This is a genomic window from Corynebacterium sp. HMSC11E11 (assembly GCF_001807025.1).
Taxonomy (GTDB): Bacteria; Actinomycetota; Actinomycetes; order Mycobacteriales; family Mycobacteriaceae; genus Corynebacterium; species Corynebacterium freneyi.
On the sequence record NZ_KV787106.1, the window covers coordinates 1 to 20,401 of the forward strand.

At 69.0% G+C, this 20,401-nt stretch carries 16 protein-coding genes and 1 pseudogene; 9 read left to right on the top strand and 8 right to left on the bottom strand.

The window, feature by feature from the left end; translation table 11 throughout:
* Nucleotides 1–46: 46 nt before the first annotated feature.
* The 3 genes from HMPREF3121_RS01315 to HMPREF3121_RS01325 form a co-directional block, all read right to left on the bottom strand.
* Complete coding sequence (locus HMPREF3121_RS01315) at nucleotides 47–1,072, bottom strand: YhjD/YihY/BrkB family envelope integrity protein (protein ID WP_070519270.1); 1,026 nt, start codon at nucleotides 1,070–1,072, stop codon at nucleotides 47–49.
* Between the two features lie 145 nt (nucleotides 1,073–1,217).
* A complete protein-coding gene (gene trpS, locus HMPREF3121_RS01320) occupies nucleotides 1,218–2,312 on the bottom strand; it encodes a tryptophan--tRNA ligase (RefSeq protein ID WP_070519272.1) in 1,095 nt (364 codons plus the stop codon).
* Between the two features lie 83 nt (nucleotides 2,313–2,395).
* Nucleotides 2,396–2,857, bottom strand: coding sequence for a hypothetical protein (locus HMPREF3121_RS01325; protein WP_070519273.1), 462 nt, complete (start codon nucleotides 2,855–2,857; stop codon nucleotides 2,396–2,398).
* Between the two features lie 218 nt (nucleotides 2,858–3,075).
* Between HMPREF3121_RS01325 and HMPREF3121_RS01330 the strand changes: the two genes are divergently transcribed.
* From HMPREF3121_RS01330 to HMPREF3121_RS01345, 4 genes are all read left to right on the top strand, one after another.
* The gene (locus HMPREF3121_RS01330; RefSeq protein ID WP_246816028.1) at nucleotides 3,076–3,969 is read left to right on the top strand and encodes an N-acetylmuramoyl-L-alanine amidase; all 894 of its coding nucleotides are present in this window, start codon (nucleotides 3,076–3,078) and stop codon (nucleotides 3,967–3,969) included.
* 12 nt (nucleotides 3,970–3,981) lie between these two features.
* On the top strand, nucleotides 3,982–4,698 hold the full coding sequence (locus tag HMPREF3121_RS01335; protein WP_070519277.1) for a hypothetical protein: 717 nt from the start codon (nucleotides 3,982–3,984) through the stop codon (nucleotides 4,696–4,698).
* A gap of 154 nt (nucleotides 4,699–4,852) precedes the next feature.
* Complete coding sequence (locus HMPREF3121_RS12525) at nucleotides 4,853–5,776, top strand: flagellar basal body-associated FliL family protein (RefSeq protein ID WP_070519279.1); 924 nt, start codon at nucleotides 4,853–4,855, stop codon at nucleotides 5,774–5,776.
* Nucleotides 5,777–5,882: 106 nt separating this feature from the next.
* Nucleotides 5,883–8,588 carry a DUF6541 family protein gene (locus HMPREF3121_RS01345; protein WP_070519281.1) on the top strand — a complete coding sequence of 902 codons (2,706 nt, stop codon included), beginning with the start codon at nucleotides 5,883–5,885 and terminating at the stop codon, nucleotides 8,586–8,588.
* Between the two features lie 19 nt (nucleotides 8,589–8,607).
* Here HMPREF3121_RS01345 and HMPREF3121_RS01350 read toward each other — a convergent pair whose 3' ends face one another.
* Together HMPREF3121_RS01350 and HMPREF3121_RS01355 are read right to left on the bottom strand one after the other, a co-directional pair.
* A complete protein-coding gene (locus HMPREF3121_RS01350; protein WP_070519283.1) occupies nucleotides 8,608–9,564 on the bottom strand; it encodes an exodeoxyribonuclease III in 957 nt (318 codons plus the stop codon).
* Between the two features lie 90 nt (nucleotides 9,565–9,654).
* Nucleotides 9,655–10,933: pseudogene (locus HMPREF3121_RS01355) on the bottom strand (MFS transporter).
* A 208-nt stretch (nucleotides 10,934–11,141) separates the two neighbouring features.
* Between HMPREF3121_RS01355 and HMPREF3121_RS01360 the strand changes: the two are divergent.
* From HMPREF3121_RS01360 to HMPREF3121_RS01370, 3 genes are all read left to right on the top strand, one after another.
* A complete protein-coding gene (locus HMPREF3121_RS01360; protein WP_070519284.1) occupies nucleotides 11,142–12,518 on the top strand; it encodes a hypothetical protein in 1,377 nt (458 codons plus the stop codon).
* 308 nt (nucleotides 12,519–12,826) lie between these two features.
* A complete protein-coding gene (locus HMPREF3121_RS01365; protein WP_035119872.1) occupies nucleotides 12,827–15,049 on the top strand; it encodes an NADP-dependent isocitrate dehydrogenase in 2,223 nt (740 codons plus the stop codon).
* A 263-nt stretch (nucleotides 15,050–15,312) separates the two neighbouring features.
* Nucleotides 15,313–16,641 (top strand): O-acetylhomoserine/O-acetylserine sulfhydrylase, encoded by a 1,329-nt coding sequence (locus HMPREF3121_RS01370; RefSeq protein WP_070519285.1) that lies wholly within the window; start codon nucleotides 15,313–15,315, stop codon nucleotides 16,639–16,641.
* Between the two features lie 37 nt (nucleotides 16,642–16,678).
* Here the strand turns inward: HMPREF3121_RS01370 and HMPREF3121_RS01375 are convergent, their stop codons facing one another.
* Complete coding sequence (locus HMPREF3121_RS01375; protein WP_083291141.1) at nucleotides 16,679–17,182, bottom strand: DUF1707 SHOCT-like domain-containing protein; 504 nt, start codon at nucleotides 17,180–17,182, stop codon at nucleotides 16,679–16,681.
* A gap of 105 nt (nucleotides 17,183–17,287) precedes the next feature.
* On the opposite strand from HMPREF3121_RS01375, the gene HMPREF3121_RS01380 reads away from it, so the two are divergent.
* Together HMPREF3121_RS01380 and HMPREF3121_RS01385 are read left to right on the top strand one after the other, a co-directional pair.
* Nucleotides 17,288–17,869: a TetR/AcrR family transcriptional regulator gene (locus HMPREF3121_RS01380; RefSeq protein ID WP_168161342.1), complete on the top strand. Its 582-nt coding sequence runs from the start codon at nucleotides 17,288–17,290 to the stop codon at nucleotides 17,867–17,869.
* Between the two features lie 123 nt (nucleotides 17,870–17,992).
* On the top strand, nucleotides 17,993–19,105 hold the full coding sequence (locus HMPREF3121_RS01385) for a homoserine O-acetyltransferase MetX (RefSeq protein ID WP_070519324.1): 1,113 nt from the start codon (nucleotides 17,993–17,995) through the stop codon (nucleotides 19,103–19,105).
* Here HMPREF3121_RS01385 and HMPREF3121_RS01390 read toward each other — a convergent pair.
* Entirely contained in the window at nucleotides 19,102–19,416 is a 315-nt protein-coding gene (locus tag HMPREF3121_RS01390; protein ID WP_052053938.1) for a DUF3017 domain-containing protein, read from the bottom strand. The two genes, HMPREF3121_RS01385 and HMPREF3121_RS01390, sit on opposite strands and share 4 nt — an antisense overlap.
* Nucleotides 19,417–19,538: 122 nt before the next feature.
* Nucleotides 19,539–20,393, bottom strand: a complete 855-nt coding sequence (locus HMPREF3121_RS01395; protein ID WP_070519289.1) for a bifunctional methylenetetrahydrofolate dehydrogenase/methenyltetrahydrofolate cyclohydrolase — start codon at nucleotides 20,391–20,393, stop codon at nucleotides 19,539–19,541.
* Nucleotides 20,394–20,401 lie beyond the last annotated feature (8 nt).

Here is a 20,401-nt window from a genome sequence, read left to right on the forward strand (position 1 = left end):
GACGCCGCCCCGATTCGGGGCGGCGTCGTCGACGTTCGCGGGGCCGTTACAGCCGCAGGAGCCTGGCCAGTCCGCGGGGCTCGCGGGAAGCCTCCGGGCGGACGTGGATCACGGCCGGCGGCGGCAGATCCGGCGTCTCCATCGCCATCGCCTCCTCGGTGGTGGCCGTCCACGCCGAGGCGTACAAGGTGATGCGCCAGATCAGGTAGAACACGACCATCAAACCGATGATCGGGCCGAAGACCGCGCCGGCGGGGTTGGACAGCGCGTTGGAGAAGAACAACGAACCCAGCTGCTTGACCACCTCGAGGCCGATGGCGCCGATGACCGCGCCCTGGGCGGCGGGGCGCAGGGGAACCTTGCCTCGCGGCAGCGTGGCGAGCATCCAGAAGAACAGGACCCAGTTGGCCACCAGGCCGATGAGGATCGCGACGACCGTCGTCAAGGTGCCGATGCCCGGAACCTCGTCCAAGCCCACGCGCTCCACCAGCGTCGCCGTCAGGCCGGAGGAACCGATCGCCGTGATGGCGAAGGTCAGGCCGATCATCAGCATCATGCCCAGCAGGCGAACCAAATCGCGCAGCTTGCCCAGCACGAAATTCTCGGCGAGGATCGGACGCTTCCACAGGGCGGTGACGCCCATGCGCAGGTTGCCCATCCAGCTCAGGCCCGACCACAGGGCGGTGACGAAACCGATGGTGAACACGCCGCCGGCCTGGCTGACCGCGCTGTCGATGATCGCCGACACCGTCTCGCCCATCTCACCGCTGAGATTGTCGGTGATGGCGTCCTCGATCTGCTGCATCATCTCGTCGTTGCCGCGCAGCACGAAACCGATGATGGCGAACACCAGCATCAACAGCGGGAAGACCGACAGGACGGAGAAATACGTGACGCCGGCGGCGAAGTGGTTGCCGCCCTCCTGCGAGTAACGCTCCTGCATGCGCATGATGTGGTCGAACCACTCGTACTTCATGCGCATCTTGTCGACGAAACCGGGGTCGTCGTCCGTCACCCGCTCGATGCCGTAGCGATCCGTCTTCTTCGGGTCTGGGCGCGTCGATGTTGCCACCGGTCGAACCTGCTTTCGTCGTTGAGGGAGACGGTGGCCGGTGTCCGACCGCGCCACCCGGGCGAACGTGTCTCGGTCAGCTTACCGGCATGCACCGATGACGACGCGGTGAGCGTCGTAAAGCAGCCGGAATGAAACGAAGCCGTTACCGAACGGACGAACGGAGGAAACCGACCCGCTCGTACACCTGCTCCAACGTGCGCGACGCGACGTCGCGCGCGCGGACCGCACCATCGGCGAGGATGCGCTCCAGCTCGCCGCGATCGGCCATCAGCTCGTCGTACCGGGCCCGCAGCGGAGTGGTGAAGGCCTCCAGCGCCTCCGCCGTATCGCTCTTGAGCTGGCCATAGCCCGCACCCGACGTCTGGTACCCGGACACGAGGTCGTCGATGGGCACGCCCGTCAGGCTCGACTGGATGACCAGCAGATTGGACACGCCCGGCTTGTTCTCGCGGTCGAAGCGGATCTCGCCGTCGTTGTCCGTCACCGCCGACCGGATGCGCTTGGCCGACACCTTCGGATCATCGAGCAGATTGACGATGCCCTTCGGGTTCGAGCCCGACTTGCTCATCTTCGACGTCGGATCCTGCAGATCGTAGATCTTCGCCGACCCCTCCAGAATGTGCGCCTCCGGAACGACGAACGTCTTCTTGTATCGCGAATTGAAACGCTGCGCGAGCGTGCGCGCCAACTCCAGATGCTGACGCTGATCCTCGCCCACCGGCACCAGCTGCGGGCGGTAGAGCAGAATGTCGGCCGCCATCAGCATCGGGTAGGCGAACAGGCCCGCCGACGTGTGGTCCGAACCCTGCTTGGCGGACTTGTCCTTGAACTGCGTCATCCGCGACGCCTCGCCGAAACCAGTCAGGCACGTGAGCACCCAGCTCAGCTCCGCGTGCTCCGGGACGTGCGACTGCACGAACAGCACCGACTTCGCCGGATCGATGCCCAGCGCGATGAGCTGCGCCGCACCGGCGATGGTGCGCTGACGCAGCTCCTTGGGATTCTGCTGCACCGTGATCGCGTGCAGGTCCGGGATGAAGTAATAGGCGTCGAAGTCGTCCTGCAGGCCGATCCACTGCTTGACCGCACCCAGGTAATTGCCCAGGTGGTACGAGTCCGCCGTCGGCTGGATGCCGGACAGCACGCGCTGGCGGCGCTCCGGGGCGCCGGCGGCCGGGGCGGACGTCGGGGCGGCGGTCGAATCGGTGGTGGTGGTCGGATCCTGCTCAGTTGCCATGACCGGCAGTCTAGTTCGCCTCGGCGCGTCGCTTCGCGTCGGGCGTCGGACGGGGCGTCGGGTGTAGCGCCGCGCGACCCGGGTCAGCTGCGCTCGAGCAGCAGCCGGACGGTCTTGGTCGCCGCGACGCTGGACTCGTCCGGGTACAGGGCGCGGACCAGGGCGACGGCGGCCCGGGCGCCGTGCTCGTCGAGGACGCGGCGCACCCGCTCACGCTCGACGGCGGTCAGTTCCAGCGGGGCGACCGGCGGGCGACGCAGCATGCCGACGACGCCCAAGACGACGAGACCGAGGATGCACGGGATCACGGTCCACAGAGGCCAGCCGTAGACGAAGGCGAGGACCGTCAGGGCGACGAGGACGCCACCGGCGATGATGCTCCACACGCCAAAACCGGCGGCGTCACCGTCGAGACTGCGGGTGAACGCCGCAAGATCGAAGTCGTCGGCGGAGCCCGGGGCGTCGTCGCGCGGCGGACCGTCACCGAAGTGCCGCCCGCTCAAGTCCATGTTCCCGTCGGCGGGCCCATAGTCGCGATCATCCATGCCGTTCCCCTTTCCGCAGCGCCCGGCGAACCCGGGCCACTTCCGGGCACCCGCTGCCGCAGGGCCGAAAAAAGGCCCCGCCACGGGTACGGAGTCCCGATTGCCACGTCACCCGAGTCTTGCACAAACGACCGCGCCGTTCCGAAACCTCCCCCCGTATTCGCAGTAACTCCGTCCACGGCCGCCGACGTGCGCGAGGCTCCCCTAATGTGGCGGACGTGAACACATTTTCCCGCTGTTCCGGGCAGGGCCTCGTCATCGCGGCCACCGCGATGCTGATGGCCGGATGCACCATCGGCGACGTCGGCGGGGATGTGCGCGGCGACGCCGACGCGCACGCGTCAACGCGCGCATCGGCTGCGCAGGGCCGCGACGCGCCCAACCCCACACGGGGATCGTCGGGTAAGCCGGGCGCCTCCACGTCGACCGCGTCACCGTCGCCCGAATCGACGCCGATCCCGGACGACGGCGACCTCACGGGCCGCACCATCTACCTCGACCCGGGGCACGCTGCGGTGATGCCCGCCGACAACCCGCAGGTCCCGGACGGTCGCGGCGGAACCAAGCCCTGCCAGGTTTCCGGCACCACCGCCGACGACGGGTGGCCCGAGCACACCTTCAACTGGCTGATGGCCCTGGAAATCAAGGATCGGCTCGAAGCCCTCGGCGCCACCGTCCTGCTCTCCCGCGAGGACGACTCCGGGGTCGCCGATTGCATCGACCTGCGCGCCGAGAAGGAGAACGCCTCCCCCGCCGACGTCGTCGTCAGCTTGCATGCCGACGGATCCGGCGAAGGAAACCGGGGTTTCCACGTCATCACCGTCGCCGACCCCCTGCCCGGCAATGACGCCGCGGGGTCCGCGGCGCTCGCCGCCAACATCCGGGACGGATTCCTCGCCGGCGGGTTCACCCCGTCGAACTACCTCGGCGTCGACGGCATCGACCACCGCAGCGATCTCACCGGGCTGAACCTGTCGACCAAGCCGAAGGTGCTCGTCGAGTTCGGGAACATGCGGGACTCCGCGGACATCGCCCTGCTGGCGTCGGAGGACGGCCGCGCGGAAATGGCGCGGGCCGTGATCCGGGGAATCACCGCCACGATCGGACACTAGGAGCCCCACACCATGAATCCGCAATTCGACCCGTTCGACGAGAGGGATTTCGATCGCCCCTCCGACTGGCGGCCCCACCAGCCGCCGGAGCACCCCTTTCAGCCCTCCCCGCCGCCACAGCGACTGCAGGGAGGTGGCGGCGGCAACCGGGGCCTGATCCTCGGCCTCATCGGGGCCATTGCGGCGCTGGTGATCGTCGCCGGCGCCGGCGTCGTCCTGTTCATGCGCGACGACGACGCCGACGTCGAGGCCCGCGAGACCACGATGGTCGACGACTCCCTCCCGACCACCGATCGAACTCGCGAAGGCGCGCCTCCGTTGACGCAAACCCGGACCGAAACCGCGACCGTCACCGAAACGCGCACCCGGACGACCACTCCGGCCTCCAGCACCGACGGATCCGGCGGCAGCGGCGGCTCGGAAAGGTACATCGCCGGCCCCGGACAATACGGCGTGGGCCTGAACACCTACCGGAGGTGCGACGACGTTATCGGCACCAGCTGGGTCGGCACCGGCCACTCGACCACCACCTGCGGTTTCGCCGAGAACATCGCACTCAAACTCGCCTACGCAGACATCTCCGACGCCCCGCTGACGGTCACCGCATACAGTGCGGCGACCCAGGAGAACATCTCGATGTCCTGCCGCCGCGCCCGGGATTCCGAACGGGACCCGGTGTTCAAGTGCGAGGGCGGCCGCAACGCCGTCGTGTACGTCTATCCGTACTGAGTTCGCCGCCCGGCCGGGGCGTCCCCGCCGGGCGGGCGCCCGAAACGATTCCGTGCCGCCCGCGCGTACCCGATATATGGTCTGGGTATAAATTTTTGGGCCGGCCGACGACGGCGACAGCCGCCGATGGCCAGATTCATCGGAGGGACGGACAATGAACTCGAACCAACCGAACGGCGGCGGAGGCGACGGCTTCGGGGATCAACCCTGGGGTCAGGGCGGACCGTATTCCGTTGCCGGTGGTTCCGGGCCCTACGGTCAGCAGGGCCCGTCCGACCCCTACCAGCAGCCCTACGGCCAGCAGGGCCCGCAGGGTCAGCCCAACCCCTACCAGCAGCCGTACGGCCAGCAGGGCCAGCAGGGTCAGCCCAACCCCTACCAGCAGCCCTACGGCGAGCCCGGTCAGCAGGGTGACGGCCGGACCCTGGCATGGGAGAACAGCCCCTACGCGTCGGGGCCGGGACAGCAGCAGGACGCGTACGGCGCGTACGGCGCGCCCGGCGGTCCGGGAGGCCCCGACCAGAATGGGGGCAAGGGAAATACCGGCCTCATCGTCGGCATCATCGTTGCCCTGGTGGCTCTGATCGCCATCGTCGGCGGCCTGATTTTCTTCCTCGGCGGCGACGACGAGGAGCCCGTCGCCAGTGGGACGGACACGACGTCGGAAAGCGCGACCTCGACGACCAGCTCCGCCACCAGCACCCCGACCTCCACCCCGCGGGAGCCCTCCTCGGAGGTGACCACGACCCCCTCCACGCCCGCCGACGACGGCGAGTTTTCCGCTCCTCCCGGGTACTTCGGCACCGGGCTCGACGTCTCCCACTCCTGCGAGGCGCCCACGGGCGTCAAATGGGTCGGAGCCGCCAGCTCCCTGACCACCTGTCTGACCGCCGAGGAGGTCGCGTCCGACCTGGTCGGCCATAGCCTCGACGATGCGCCCGTTTCGATCACCGCCTACGACGATCTCCTCGAGAAGGACGTCGACTTCACGTGCGACGAAACCACCGACGGAGACGGCGACGCCCTCTTCGAGTGCAAGACCGACGGGGACTTGGATACCGTGTACGTCTACCTGTGATTACCGGGGCATGACCCGGGGATGCCGCGCGGCCTCCGACGCCGATTCAGCGCTCCGTTCCATCCCCGCCCCGTGCCCCGCATTCCCCTTGTCCGAGTGAGGTTCCGTGCTCCTGGCAGCAGTCGTGACCGCCCTGCTTTTGATCGCGCCGGGCGGGGTCACCGGCATGGCCGCGGGCCTGCGCCCCATGCCCGCTCTCGCTGCGGCGGGCCCGATCACCGTGGGCGTCGCGGGCTTCGGGGCGTGGGCGGCCGGTGCGCTGGGCATCGGCTGGGGTTGGCCGATGTTTCTGGCCGTGTGGGCTGGTGCGACGGCGCTCGCGTATCTGGCCCGACGGTTCGTCCCGGGCGCCGACGCTGCGCCCCGGTCGCCCCTGGGCCGCTCCCCCATGCGCCCCACGGCCGCCGAGTGGGCCACTGCGGTGACGTCCGCCGCAGTGACCGTGGTCGGTTCGGTGCGGTACCTGCTGCCGCTGCGGGACTTGCCGGGCGGCGGATCGAACCTGCGCCAGGCGTGGGACCTGCAGTGGCACAACAATTTCCTGCGGTGGGTGGCCGACGAGGGCATCGCCTCGCCGACGCGGGCGGGCGAGCTGATGAACCGCGAGACCGCCGCGGAGATGTTCTACCCCGCGGCGTGGCACGCGCTGGGCTCGCTGCTGCCGGGTAACCCGATCCTCCAGGCCAACGTTTTCGGTGCGGTGGCCCCGATGGTGTTGTTGCCGGCGGGGGCCGCGTTGTTGACGTGGGTCGTGGCGGGCCCCCGGTGGGCGGTGGTGGCCGCCCCGGCGGCCGCGGTGGCGTCGATCGCGTTGCCGGAGATCACCGGGGCGCTGATGATCACCGGGTCGCTGCCGTACCTGTTGGCCGTCGCGACGATTCCGGCGGCGCTGGCTCTGTTGATCACGGGCCGCACGGTGGCGGCGGTCCCCGCGCTGACGGGGGTGTTCCTGGCGCACCCGGCGGCTGCGGTGGCCCTGGCGATCTTCGCGCTGTTGTGGTGGTTGACCCGCCCGCGCGCGGGTTCTCTGGCGCGTCTGCTGGTCACGGCCGCGATCGTGGTGGTGTTGCTGGCGCCGGTTCTGGTGTCGGTGGCTGGTTCGGGTGATTCCGTCGCCGAGTATCACGGGCAGGTCGGCATCGATCACGTCCAGTCGGCGTGGTGGACGGTGACGGGCCAGTCGAATTACACGCAGGCGATCGGCTGGTACCCGCCGGCGGTGGTCCTGACCCTGGTGGGTGCGGTCGTTCTGCTGCTGCGCCGGCGGCCGTGGACGCCGTGGCCGGTGTTCGGGCTCGTGGTCCTGGGCGTGGTCGCGGATAGTGCGCAGGCCCGGTGGGCGGATCCGTTCGGCGAGTGGCTGCGCGTGTTGGGCACGTTTTTCTACGACATGGCCTATCGCCTGCAGGCGCCGATGGGTGTGCTGCGTCTGGTGTGCATCGGCGTCGCGGTCGCGTGGGTGGCGGAGCTGGTTCTTCGGGCATGGTCGTCGGCGCGTCGCGGGCGGTGGCGTGACGACGGTCCCTCGTCCGCGTCGTCGGCCCCATGGGAAGGTGCGCTGGAGGCGGCGGAACGATCGTCCACCCGGCGTGCGACCGCCGCGGCGACGGTGGTGGCGGTGGCGTCGGTGGTGCTCGTCCCGGTGTCGTGGGCGACCGGTGACGATGCCCGACTTACCATGACGGCCAGCCGCGGGAGCACGTACGTTTCGGATGCGGACCGGCGCGCGATGGAGTGGTTGGCGCGGCGGCCCCACGCGATGGAGGGTCACGTCCTGGTCAATCCCGCAGAGGGGTCGGGTTGGATGTACGCGCTGACCGGACTGCCGTCGCTGTTCACCCATTTCCCGTGGCCGGACGAAAATTCCGAGATGAGCAGGGAAGCGCTCGACGACCTCGACCTCGCCGGCACCGGTGTTCCGGGCGATCCGAATGCCGTCAACGACGTCGATGTCGCGCTGCGCAAGCTCGGCATCCGGTACGTGTTCGTGTCCCCGCCTTCGGCCGGCATGGCCGGCGGTGCGGCGTTGGCCAGCCGATCGTGGGCGTGGTGGACCGACGGGCTGACCCCGGTGTACCGGGATGGCCCGACGACGATTTTCGCCGTCGACGCGATGTTTCCCGGCACCGAGCTCGAGGAGGTGCTGACGTCGTCGCCGCACCCGCCGGCGCACCCGGATCCCGCCAGGCTGCCGCGCCGACAGCCGATCGTCGCCCCCGAGGGGGAAGCCGTCTCTCCGTTGTCGGGTGCGGTGATCGGCGTGCGCGCGGACATCGGCGACGTCGCGGAGGCACTGGCCGACGCTACGGTGGCGGAACTGCGCGGCCGCGGGGCGACCGTCGTCGAGCTGCCCGACGGTGACCTCTCCGATGCAGATGCCCACGCCGATGTCGATGGCAAGGACGCCGCCGATGCCGACGCCGCAGGATCATTCGACGCGGTGATCAACGTCGTGGTCGACGAGGAGGGCCCGGGGTTCTCCGGAACTCGGGTGACCGGCCTGTACGAGGGAGCGGACGGTTTCGCCGACCCCGGCACCGCGGACCTGGCGGCGGGCATCCGCGACGCCCTCGTGTTCCACCGGTTCTCCCCGGGCAACCGGTACGACGAGGAGGGGCGGCCCGGCGACGTCGTCGACGGCCTGTCCCCCGCGTTCGGCACGCCGTCGTCGTTCGGGACCCCGGAGGTGATCGTCTCCGCGGGCAACATCGACGACCCAGCCGAGGCCAAGGCCCTGGAGACCCGCGAGTGGCGGGTCCGGTACGCCCGCGGCATCGCCGACGGCATCGCCTCGATGCTCCGGCAGTCCTGACCCGACCCAGGGCGCGGGCCTAGCGGTATTCGACGATGACCGGCGCGTGGTCGGTCCACCGCCGGTCGTAGGCCGACGGCTTGTCCACGACGGACGACACGGCGCGGTCGAGCATCGGCTTCGTCGCGGCCTGGTAGTCGATGCGCCATCCCGCGTCGGTGTCGAACGCCTGGCCGCGGTAGGTCCACCACGACCACGGGCCGTCGGCGTCAGGGTGCAGGCGGCGGGTGACGTCGAACCAGTCGGGGTCGGCGTTGACCGCGGGCGGAGTCCACTCCGACCCGTCGGTGAAGACGCCGGCGGCGAGTTCGCGGGCCGACGCGTTGAGTCGGGTGTCCTGCGGCGCCTCGTCGGGGAAGGTGCCGAAAACGGAGTCCATCCACGCCCGCTCCTGCGGCAGGAACCCGGACTTGGTGCGGTTGGTGCGCCAATTCTTCAGGTCCTGCTCGCGGTGGCAGATGTTCCAGTCGCCGCCGATGACGGCGTGCGCGCCCTCCCGGCCCGCCGCCCCCAGCTCGGCGAGGTGGCCGGAAAACGCGTCGAGGAACCGGTACTTCTCGTCCTGCTTCTCCGTCTTCGCCGATCCCGACGGCAGGTAGAGGCTGGCGATGAGCACGTCCTCGGCGATGCCGGAATCCCCGGCACGCAACACGCCCGACACGTAGCGGCCCATCCGGTCGAACTCGTCGGAACCGAACCCCACGCGGACGTCGTCAAGCTCCGCCCGCGACAGGATGCCCACCCCCGCGCGCCCCTTGGCCAGCTCGTTTTCCGCGCCGATCCAGTGCCATCCCGCTTCCAGGGCCGGGGCCAGAGCCGCACGGGCCTGATCGTCGGTGGCGCGGACCTCCTGCAGCAACACCACGTCGGCGGAGGTGTCCTCCAGCCAGGGCAGCATGCCCGGGTTGTCCTCGTGGCGCTTCTTCACGGCTGCGCGGATGCCGTTGACGTTGATGGTTGCGATGGTGAGCGGCATGCCCGGCAGCCTACTTCCCCGCCCGGATCCGCGTGACGACGGCCCGCGTCCCGCCGCAGCGGCCAACGGCGCCGGGAGGCGGGTCCGGGGTCAGGCCTGCAAGACGGCCTTGTCCCGGTCCGCCCCGGACCGTCGGGACCGGGCCCGCAGCCACGCCGCCGGGGCCCACACCAGAATCGCGGCGACGGCCATGGCCGCACCCGCCAACGCCGGGGCCCGGTAGCCGAAGCCCGCGGCGATGACGGCGCCGCCGATGGCCGCACCACCCGCATTGGCCATGTTGAGGGCCGCCTGATTCAACGCGGCGGCGAGAGTCTGGGCGCGACCGGCGACGTCCATCAGGCGGGTCTGCAGATTGGGCACCAGCGTCGAACCGAGCATGCCGATCACGCCGAAGTTGATCACCGCCGGCCAGCCCAGCGGCGCCGTGAAGAAAAAACGCGACCAGGGCGACCGCCATCGCGATGAGCGTCCACAGCAGGCCCATGTCGCCCACCCGGTCGCTGACCCAGCCGCCGAGGTACGTGCCCGCGACCATGCCCACGCCGTAGGCCATGAGCACCAGCCACATGAGCGTCTCTGCCAGACCGCCGACCTCCGTCATGGTCCACGTGATGTACGTGTACACGGCGAACATGCCGCCGAAACCCACCGTGCCGATGGCGACGGTGAACCACACCTGCGGGGTCGCCAGGGCGCCGAGTTCCTCCAGCGGACGGGTGGCGGGCATGCGGTTCATGTGCGGCACCGCGAACCACAGCGACACCAGCGCCGCGACGCCGATGGCGGCGACGAGCACGAACGCGGACCGCCAGCCGTAATGCTGGCCCAGCGCCTGCGCTGCGGGAACGCCGGCGACGGTGGCCACGGACAGGCCCATCCCGGACAGGGCGACGGCGCGGCCGCGTTTGCCCGGCGCGGCCAGCGACGCCGCGACGAGGGCGGCGACCGAGAAGTACGCGCCGTGGGGAATGCCGGCGATGAAGCGGGAGGCCATGACCGCACCGAAGGACCCCAGCGACCCCGCCCACACGGTCGCGCCGTTGCCGATGGTGAAGGCCGCCATCAGCAGCAGGAGCATTCTGCGTCGCGGCACGGAACCGGTCAGCACCGTGATCAGCGGGGCGCCGACGACGACGCCGAGGGCGTACATGGAGATGACCGCCCCGGACTCCGCCTCGCTGCGTCCGAAGTCCGCGGCGATGTACGGCAGCAAACCCATGGCGACGAATTCGGTGACGCCGATGCCGAAGGCGCCCACCGACAGGGCCGCGATGACCCAATTGCGGCGCGCGTCGGACACGTCGTCCTGGCGGGGCACGGGCCGCCGGTGTGACGAGAATGACTGTCGATGAACGATCTTGGGCAATGATCCTCCCGGGTGCGGGCGCTCGAACGTGGGTGACCGATACGGTCAAAGTGCTGGTCCGGGCGACGAAGCCGCAGGTTATGGGTCCACCCGGAAGAAGTCGGTCATCATAGCGGATGCCCTGCGGGTTGGTTATCGTGAAAAATCGTGCAATGCCTCCGGAGCACCGTGCCCCGGCGGTCGACGAAAAACCCCGGAAAGGACCCGCGTGAACGCGCATTACGACTTCTACGAGAGCCTCGGCCTCGACAAGAACTCCTCCACGTCCGACCTCAGGGCGAGCATCCTCGAGACTCTCGAGGGCCTCAAGCGCGACGAGGTCCCCTCCCATGACGCGCGAGCCCAGGAAAACTCCGTGGCGCTGGCCGTGCTCGGCGACGACCGGGTCCGCGCGAAGTACGACGCCCGACTGGCCGACGAATCCGCCCCGCGGATGGGCATCCCCGAACTCCGCGCGCTGGCCACCACCGGCTCCTTCCCCGACGAGCAGCAGGCGCCCACCGCCGCGCCCGCCCAGGGCTCCCCCGGTCAGGGTTCCCGCGGCCAGGGTTCGCACGACGATCAGGCCACCACGGTCATCCCCGCCGCCCAGCCGAGCCCGCAGGACCACTCCGACGAGGACGCCGCCGGTGACACCCACGCGGCCGAAGCCGACTCCTCCGCACCCCACGGGCAGCCGGCCATGCCCGCGCAGCCGTACGGCCGTGCCGCCGACGGCCCCGCCCCCGCCATGGCCCAGGCTCCGGCGCAGCCCCGGCAGCAGGGCGCGCCCTCCCCGCAGGGCAGCGTCGCACAGCTGATGGACGCCGTGCCGGGCGCCGCCAAGGCCCTCATGTTCACGCTCGGCGGCATCGCCGCGTTCTGTCTGCTCATCACCCTGGTCGAGATGCTGCTCATGTTGCTCGACGGTTTCCCGACCATGGGGGCGGGGACCGGCCACATCCTGTCGCTCGCCGTGGCCGTGCTCCTCATCCCGAAGGTGCTGCGCGGCAACGACTCGACGGCGGTCATCCCGCTCGCCGGAGCCTCCATCGGCTTGGCCGCCCTGTACCTCAGTTACATCGTCCTCGACATCACCCTGGAGGTCGACGGGGTCGTTTCCACCACCAGCCAGGTCATCTTGATGCTGGCCTGGATCGCCGCGGCGGTGCTGACCTTCCTCGCCGACACCCGCGCGTGGCTGGGCGGCACGTACGCGGCTCCGGCCATGCCGGCGGCGCCCCGGCCCCAGTACGGCCAGTACGGCGCCCAGCAGCAGGACCAGCCGAACCAGCAGCCCCAGTTCGGCGCCGGTGCGCAGCAGCAGTCCCCGCAGTTCGGCCAGTCCCCGTACGGGGCGCAGCAGTCCCCGCAGTTCGATCAGCCCCGGTACGGCTCGGATCAGCAGGCCCAGCAGAGCCAGCAGCCCCAGTTCGGACAGTCCCCGTACGGCCAGTCGCAGTTCGGGCAGCCCCAGTTCGGCGCCGGTGCTCAGCAGCAGTCCCCGCAGTTCGGCCAGTCCCAGTACGGCCAGCCCTTCGGCGACCGCCCGTCCTTCCCCGGTTCAGACGGCGGCGCGGACGCCTCGGACGACTCCCGCGCCTGACACCTCGTCGGCCACTCGCCCGACGGCATGAGCCCCCGCGTCGGGGTGGACGGCATCCCGCCGCCCTCCCCAGCGCGGGGGTAGTTTTGTGTCTTAAATTAGTAATTGACGGATTGGACGCATCCGCCATCGCACCGCAAATATCCGCGAAATATCGGTGACTTGCAACACAATCAAGCGTTACATGGATCACACCGCAGGTAGAGCGTCATTTCACGCATCTGAAGCAAAACGGCGAAGTGGGTATCGTGGTCTCCAACAGTTCACAGACATTCACGGATCCTGCACCAAATAGGAGAACTCACCACATGGCCACGATCATCTGGACCCGCACCGACGAGGCTCCTCTTCTCGCGACCTACTCGCTGAAGCCCATCGTCGAGGCGTTCGCCGCACAGGCCGGCATCAACGTCGAGACCCGCGACATCTCCCTCGCCGGTCGCATCATCGCCCAGTTCCCGGAGCGTCTCTCCGAGGACCAGCGAATCGACGATGAGCTGTCCGCCCTCGGCGAGCTGGTGAAGGAGCCCGGGGCCAACATCATCAAGCTGCCGAATATTTCGGCCTCCATTCCGCAGATCAAGCGCGCCGTCGCCGAGCTGCAGGAGAAGGGCTACGACATCCCGAAGTACCTGTCGCAGCCGGAGACCGAGGAGGAGCGCGCCGACCGCGCCAAGTTCGACAAGGTCAAGGGTTCCGCCGTCAACCCGGTGCTGCGCGAGGGCAACTCCGACCGCCGCGCCCCGGAGGCCGTGAAGAACTACGCCCGCAAGCACCCGCACCGCATGGGCGAGTGGTCGGCGGACTCCAAGACCAACGTCGCCACCATGGCCTCCAACGACTTCCGCCACAACGAGAAGTCCGTGATCATGGAGCAGGACGACAAGCTGACCTACGTCCTGGAGACCGACGACGGCCACGAGATCGTGCTGAAGAAGGACATGCCGGTCCTGAAGGGCGAGATCATCGACGGCACGGGCATCAATGCGCAGATCCTGTCGTCGTTTTTGAAGTCGCAGATCAAGAAGGCCAAGCGCGAGGGCGTCCTGTTCTCCGTGCACCTGAAGGCCACCATGATGAAGGTCTCCGACCCGCTGATCTTCGGCGAGGTCATCAAGGCCTTCTTCCCGTCGGTGTACCCGAAGTTCGAGGCCAAGCTGGCTTCCGTGAACCTCACCCCGGACTACGGCATCGGCGCCATCCTCGACGGCCTGCACAAGCTCGACGTCGGCACCGCCTCCGCCGTCAAGGCCGCCATCGAGCGCGACCTGGCCGACGGCCCGGCGCTGTACATGGTCAACTCGGACAAGGGCATCACCAACCTGCACGTGCCGTCGGACGTCATCATCGACGCCTCCATGCCGGCGCTGATCCGCAACGGCGGCAAGGGCTGGGGCCCGGACGGAGAGGAGAAGGACACCCTCGCGGTGATTCCGGACTCCTCCTACGCCGGCGTCTACCAGGCGGTCATCGACGACTGCCGCGCCAACGGCGCCTACGACCCGACCACGATGGGCACGGTCCCGAACGTCGGCCTGATGGCCCAGAAGGCCGAGGAGTACGGCTCGCACGACAAGACCTTCCAGATGCCGGAGAACGGCGTGCTGCAGGTGCTCAACTCGGCCGGCGACGTGCTCATCGAGCACCACGTCGCCCGCGGCGACATCTGGCGTTCCTGCCAGACCAAGGACGCCCCGATCCGCGACTGGGTGAAGTTGGCCGTCAACCGCGCCCGCGCCACCGGCGACCCGGCCGTCTTCTGGCTGGACCCGTCCCGCGCCCACGATGCGAACCTGATCACGAAGGTCAAGGAGTACCTGAAGGATCACGACACCGAGGGCCTGGACATCCGCATCATGGACCCGGTGGCCGCGACGAAGCTGTCCGTGGAGCGCATCCGCGAGGGCAAGAACACCATTTCCGTCACGGGCAACGTGCTGCGCGACTACCTGACCGACCTGTTCCCGATCATGGAGCTGGGCACGTCGGCGAAGATGCTGTCGGTCGTCCCGCTGATGGCGGGCGGCGGCCTGTTCGAGACCGGTGCCGGCGGCTCCGCCCCGAAGCACGTCCAGCAGGTGCAGGAGGAGAACCACCTCCGCTGGGATTCGCTGGGCGAGTTCCTGGCCCTGGCCGAGTCGCTGCGCTACGCCGGTTCGCATGACGATGACCCGCGCGCCGGCGTCCTGGCCGACGCCCTGGATCGCGCGACTTCCACGCTGCTGGAGAACGGCAAGTCCCCGTCCCGCAAGGCGGGCGAGATCGACAACCGCGGCTCGCACTTCTACCTGGCGCTGTACTGGGCGCAGGAGCTGGCGGCGCAGGACGACAGCGCCGAGCTGAAGGAGGTTTTCGCCCCGGTGGCCGAGGCGCTCGCCGCCAAGGAGGAGTCCATCGCGCAGACCCTGCTCGATGCTCAGGGTGAGCCGGCCGATCTGGGCGGCTACTTCCTGCCGGACGACGAGAAGACCACCGCCATCATGCGTCCGTCCGCCGAGTTCAACGAGATCATCGACGGCCTGCGCAAGTAGGTCCGGCTGATCGGACGCCCCGCTTCCCCTTCCGGGAGGCGGGGCGTTTTTTCGCGGGCGTCGCCGCAAAGCAGGGGCACTGCTTGACGACGCCCCGTCCCCCGGTCAGCGGCCCGATCCCCGGAACATGGCGTACCGCATGGTTCACTGCCCCGCGACCGGCGGATTTCACCATTATCTTGCACTAGACAGCTCTGTTCATTACGGTGGCGGGAGTGTTCCGCGCACGCGATGTGCGGCACGACGACGAAAGGACGAAAGCCATGACCACCCGCTACGACAATTCCGGTGCCGCCGACTGGGCGCTGGAAACCCGCGCCATCCACGTCGGCCAGTCCCCCGACGCGCAGACCAGCTCGCGCAACCTGCCGATTTACAACACCACCTCCTACGTGTTCGACTCCGCCGAGCACGCCGCGAACCGGTTCAACCTCTCCGACCCCGGTCCGATTTACACCCGCCTGACCAACCCCACGGTCGACGCCGTCGAGCAGCGCCTGGCCAGCCTCGAGGGCGGCGTGGCCGGCGTGCTGTTCTCGTCCGGCCAGGCCGCGGAGACCGCCGCGATTCTCACGCTGGCGCGCGCGGGCGACCACATCGTCACCTCGCCGCGCCTGTACGGCGGCACGGAGACCCTGTTCAAGGTGACGCTGCCGCGCCTGGGCATCGACGCGACGTTCGTGGAAAACCCGGACGACCCGGAGTCGTGGCAGGCCGCCGTGCAGGACAACACCGTCGGCTTCTACGCCGAGACCATCGCCAACCCCCTGGCCGACATCCTCGACGTCGCCACCGTCGCCGAGGTCGCGCACCGCAACAACGTGCCGCTCATCGTCGACAACACCGTGGCCACCCCGGCGCTGCTGCGCCCCCTGGAGCTCGGCGCCGACATCGTGGTGTCGTCGACCACCAAGTACCTGACCGGCAACGGTTCGGCCCTCGGCGGCATCCTCGTCGACGGCGGCAAGTTCGACTGGACGCAGACCCGCGAGGGCCGCGGCGACGTCCACCCCAACTTCACCGAGGCCGACGAGGCCTACCACGGCCTGAAGTTCGCCGACCTGGGCGCCCCGGCGTTCGCGCTGCGCGCCCGCGCCGGCATCCTCCGCGACACCGGCGCCGCCCCCGCCCCGTTCAACGCGTGGGTGCTGGCGCAGGGCCTGGACACCCTGGCGCTGCGCATCGAGCGCCACAACTCCAACGCCCAGAAGGTCGCCGAGTACCTCGAGGGCCGCGCGGGCGTGGCCAAGGTCAACTACGCCGGACTGAAGTCGTCGCCCTGGCACGCGACGAAGGAGAAGCTGGGCCTGGCCGGCGCCGGCGGCGTGCTGTCCTTCGATCTCGCCGACGCCGGCAAGGACGAGGCGTGGACGTTCATCGACGCCCTGAAGCTGCACTCCAACGTGGCCAACATCGGCGACGTCCGCTCGCTGGTCGTCCACCCGGCCACCACCACCCACTCGCAGTCCGACGAGCACGGTCTCGCCCGCGCCGGCATTTCGCAGGCGACCGTCCGCCTGGCCGTGGGCATCGAAAACGTCGACGACATCATCGCCGACCTCGAGGGCGCGTTCGCGGCCATCGGCAAGTAGCCGGCGACGGGGCTCGGGTCGGCGCCGAACCCCCGTCTCACTCGCCGGCCGGCCGATCGTCGGCGCCTTCGATGCGTTCGATGCGCCGGCGGCGGTCGGCCTTCTTCAGAGCCTCATATTCGGAGTCCTCGCCGAAGTCGAGGACGATGCGTCCACCGATGGAACACACCACGATGGACACCATGGCGACCGCCGGCGGGGCCCAGCCCGTGACCATGAACAGCACGCCGAGAACGACGGCAAGGACCACGCCAAACCAGTCGAGCCCCTCGACGAGACGCCCGCGGGTGCGAATGCGCGCCATTTCGGGGTCGGGCGCCGTTTCGGCGGGAGGCCCTCCGAGCCCCCGAAACGCCGGCACCAGATCGACGTCACGGATCGCCGCGACGACGAGCGCCGAGCGGGCATCGAACTCGTCGACGTCCAAACGCCCGGCGGCGAGATGATCGGCCAAAGCCTCCATCGCAGCCGACCGATCCGCGTCGGACAACCTCGGCGATTCATCGGCGGACTGGACATCCCTGCGAGACGATTCGTTCATGACACCTCTCCAATACAGTCGTATGGCTTGGGGTTATAGTGCATCCACGACGCCGCCACGTCAATACGAATGTATTTTTTCGCGATCGCGATCTACGGTGAAAGAATGACCAGGCACTCCGCAACTACCCGAGAGCTGATCCTCGACGCCACGACCGCCCTGCTCGCCACCCGGGGCGCGGAGCATGCCACCGTACGCAAGGTCGCCTCGGCGGCGGAATTGTCGCCCGGCGCGGTGCAGCACCACTTCTCCACACGCGACCAGCTCATCGTCGCCGCCTACGAACACACCGCCGCATCATTCCGGAAAACCCTCGAGGCGACGCTCGCGACCATCGACTCTCCCACCGAACGCCTCCGCGCTGCCTGCCACCTGCTGGCCGGCTGCGCCGACGATTCGGACCACACGCGGGCGGCGACCGCGGCCTGGCTGGCCTTCGCCGGATTAGCCGCCACCGACGGCCCGGCGACCCCCAGGTACCGGGAATCGTGGCAGCTCGTGGAAAACGATCTCGCCGCCGCCGTGGGCGATCGGGAGGAGGCGGCGCTGCTGCTCTCGATGCTCGACGGCATCGCCGTGGCCCGCCTCACCGAACCGACGCGAATGACGGCGCAGCGGGGCCGCGATCTCATCGATCGTCAGCTCGCGCGGATGCCCGCCGGGAGCTTCTCCGCCGAAGATCGTTGATTCGTCTACCGTGACCGCCCCCGTGATGGGCGTCCGTCCGACCCGAGGGCCGCGTCGTCGACCGGCGCACCCGACCGCGATGCGGTTTCCCGGGAACTACTAGACCAAGTAGTCTTGATTTCGATGAACATCACTCTCCCGCCCGAAGGTCGGCCCGGGTACGTCCAGATCGGCGACGTCACCACGGAGGCCGGCGCCACCATCCCGGACGTCACCGTCGCCTTCGAGCGGTGGGGACGCCTCAACGCCGACGCCTCGAACGTCATCCTGCTGCAGCACGCCCTGACGGGCGACGCCCACGCCTCGGGCCCCTGCGACGACGACCACCCGACCCCGGGCTGGTGGAACGGCATGATCGGTTCCGGCCGGGCATTGGACACCGACGAGTACTGCATCATCTGCACCAACGTCATCGGCGGCTGCCGCGGCACCACCGGACCGTCGTCGGAGCACCCGGACGGCGGCGCATGGGGTTCGCGCTTCCCGGCCATTTCGGTGCGCGACACCGTCACCGTCGAACGCATGGCCCTGAAGAAGATCGGCATCGAATCGGTCGTGGCGGTCATCGGCGGCTCGCTGGGCGGCGCCCGTACCCTCGAGTGGTCGCTGATGCACCCCGACGAAGTCGGCCGCGCCCTGGTCCTGTGCGTCGGCGCCCGCGCCAGCGCCTGGCAGATCGGCATCCAGTCCGCGCAGATCCAGTTCATCGAAAACGATCCCGCCTGGCACGGCGGCGACTACTACGACACCGGCGAACGCCCCGTCCACGGCCTCGGCTTCGCCCGCCGCGTCGCCCACCTGACCTACCGCGGCGAACTGGAACTCGACGACCGCTTCGGCGCCGCCGCCCAACCCGGCGAAAACCCCCTCGGCCCGATGCGCACCACCGACCGATTCCAGGTGGAAAGCTACCTGGACCACCAGGCGGACAAACTCGCTGCACGCTTCGACGCCGGCTCCTACGTGGTGCTCACCGACACCCTCAACCGCCACGACATCGGCCGGGGCCGCGGCGGCATGAACGACGCCCTGGCCTCCTCGACGGTGCCCACCATGGTCGCCGGCGTGGACACCGACATCCTGTACCCGTTCCACCAGCAGGAACACCTGGCCCGAAACCTCGGCAACTGCATGGGCCTGGAAACCATCGAATCGGCCGTCGGCCACGACGGCTTCCTCACCGAATTCGAACGCGTCGACGGCATCGTCCGGAAGTTCCTCGCCGCCCCGGTCTAGCTCCCCAACGCGTCGACCGAGCTGGCCAAAAACACCATGCCGCCACCGACGAGGAGACAGAACCACAGGTCGAACTTCATCGACCGGACGCTGAACACACCCAACAGCGAATCGGGCAAAAACTGACGGATGACGCCCAAATACATCATGGTCACCCCGAGCATGAACGTCGCCCGCCGCCACCGCTCCAGCCCGAGAAACACCGCCGCAGCGCCGAGGCCGAAAAACAGGCCCCCGTACAACAACCACCGGACGCGCTCCGGCCACGCCTCCCCCCGCGCAGGCCCCTCCGGCGAATGAGGATTCACCATCGGATCGGGCAAATCATCACGACTCGCCCGCTCCGCGATTTCACGCCCGCCGAAACGCCCCGCGCCCCCTTCCGGAAGGTGCGGCGAACGACGGGGGCGCGGCGGCGTCGTCAAGCCAACCCCTACAGACCCGCCAAGCGCTCGGCGCGCTCGACAACATTGCGCACCAGGAACGCACGCGTAAGCGGACCGACACCACCCGGATTCGGAGACACCGCGCCCGCAACCTCCCACACATCCGGATGCACGTCGCCGGCCAACTTGCCGTCCAAACGCGACACCCCCACATCAAGCACCGCCGCACCCGGCTTGACCATGTCCGCCGTCAGCATGTGCGCCTTGCCCGCCGCCGCGATGACCACATCCGCCTGCCGCGTCTCCGCCGCCAGATCCTTCGTCCCCGTGTGACACAGCGTCACCGTGGAATTCTCGCTGCGGCGCGTCAGCATCAAACCAATCGGCCGACCGACCGTCACACCGCGACCGATGACGCACACCTTCGCGCCCGCCAACTCCACGCCGAAACGACGCAGCAAATGAATGCAACCATTCGGCGTACACGGCAACGGCGCCGGCTCATTGAGCACCAACTTGCCCAAATTCACCGGATGCAGACCATCGGCATCCTTCTCCGGATCGATGAGCCCCAAAATACGGTTCTCGTCCAAGTGCTTCGGCAACGGCAACTGCACGATGTACCCCGTGCAGGCATCGTCGGCGTTGAGCTCGGCGATGACCGCCTCCAACTCCTCCTGCGTCGTCTCCGCCGGCAGATCGCGGCGAATCGAGGAAATGCCGATCTGCTCGCAATCGCGGTGCTTCATCTTCACGTAGGAATGGCTGCCCGGATCATCGCCGACCAGGACCGTCGCCAAGCCCGGCATCACGCCGGCTTCCTTCAACTTCGTCACCCGCGCGGCCAGATCCTCGAAGATCTCGTCGCGGTACATCTTGCCGTCAAGCTTCGTCGCCGTCATGGCTCCCA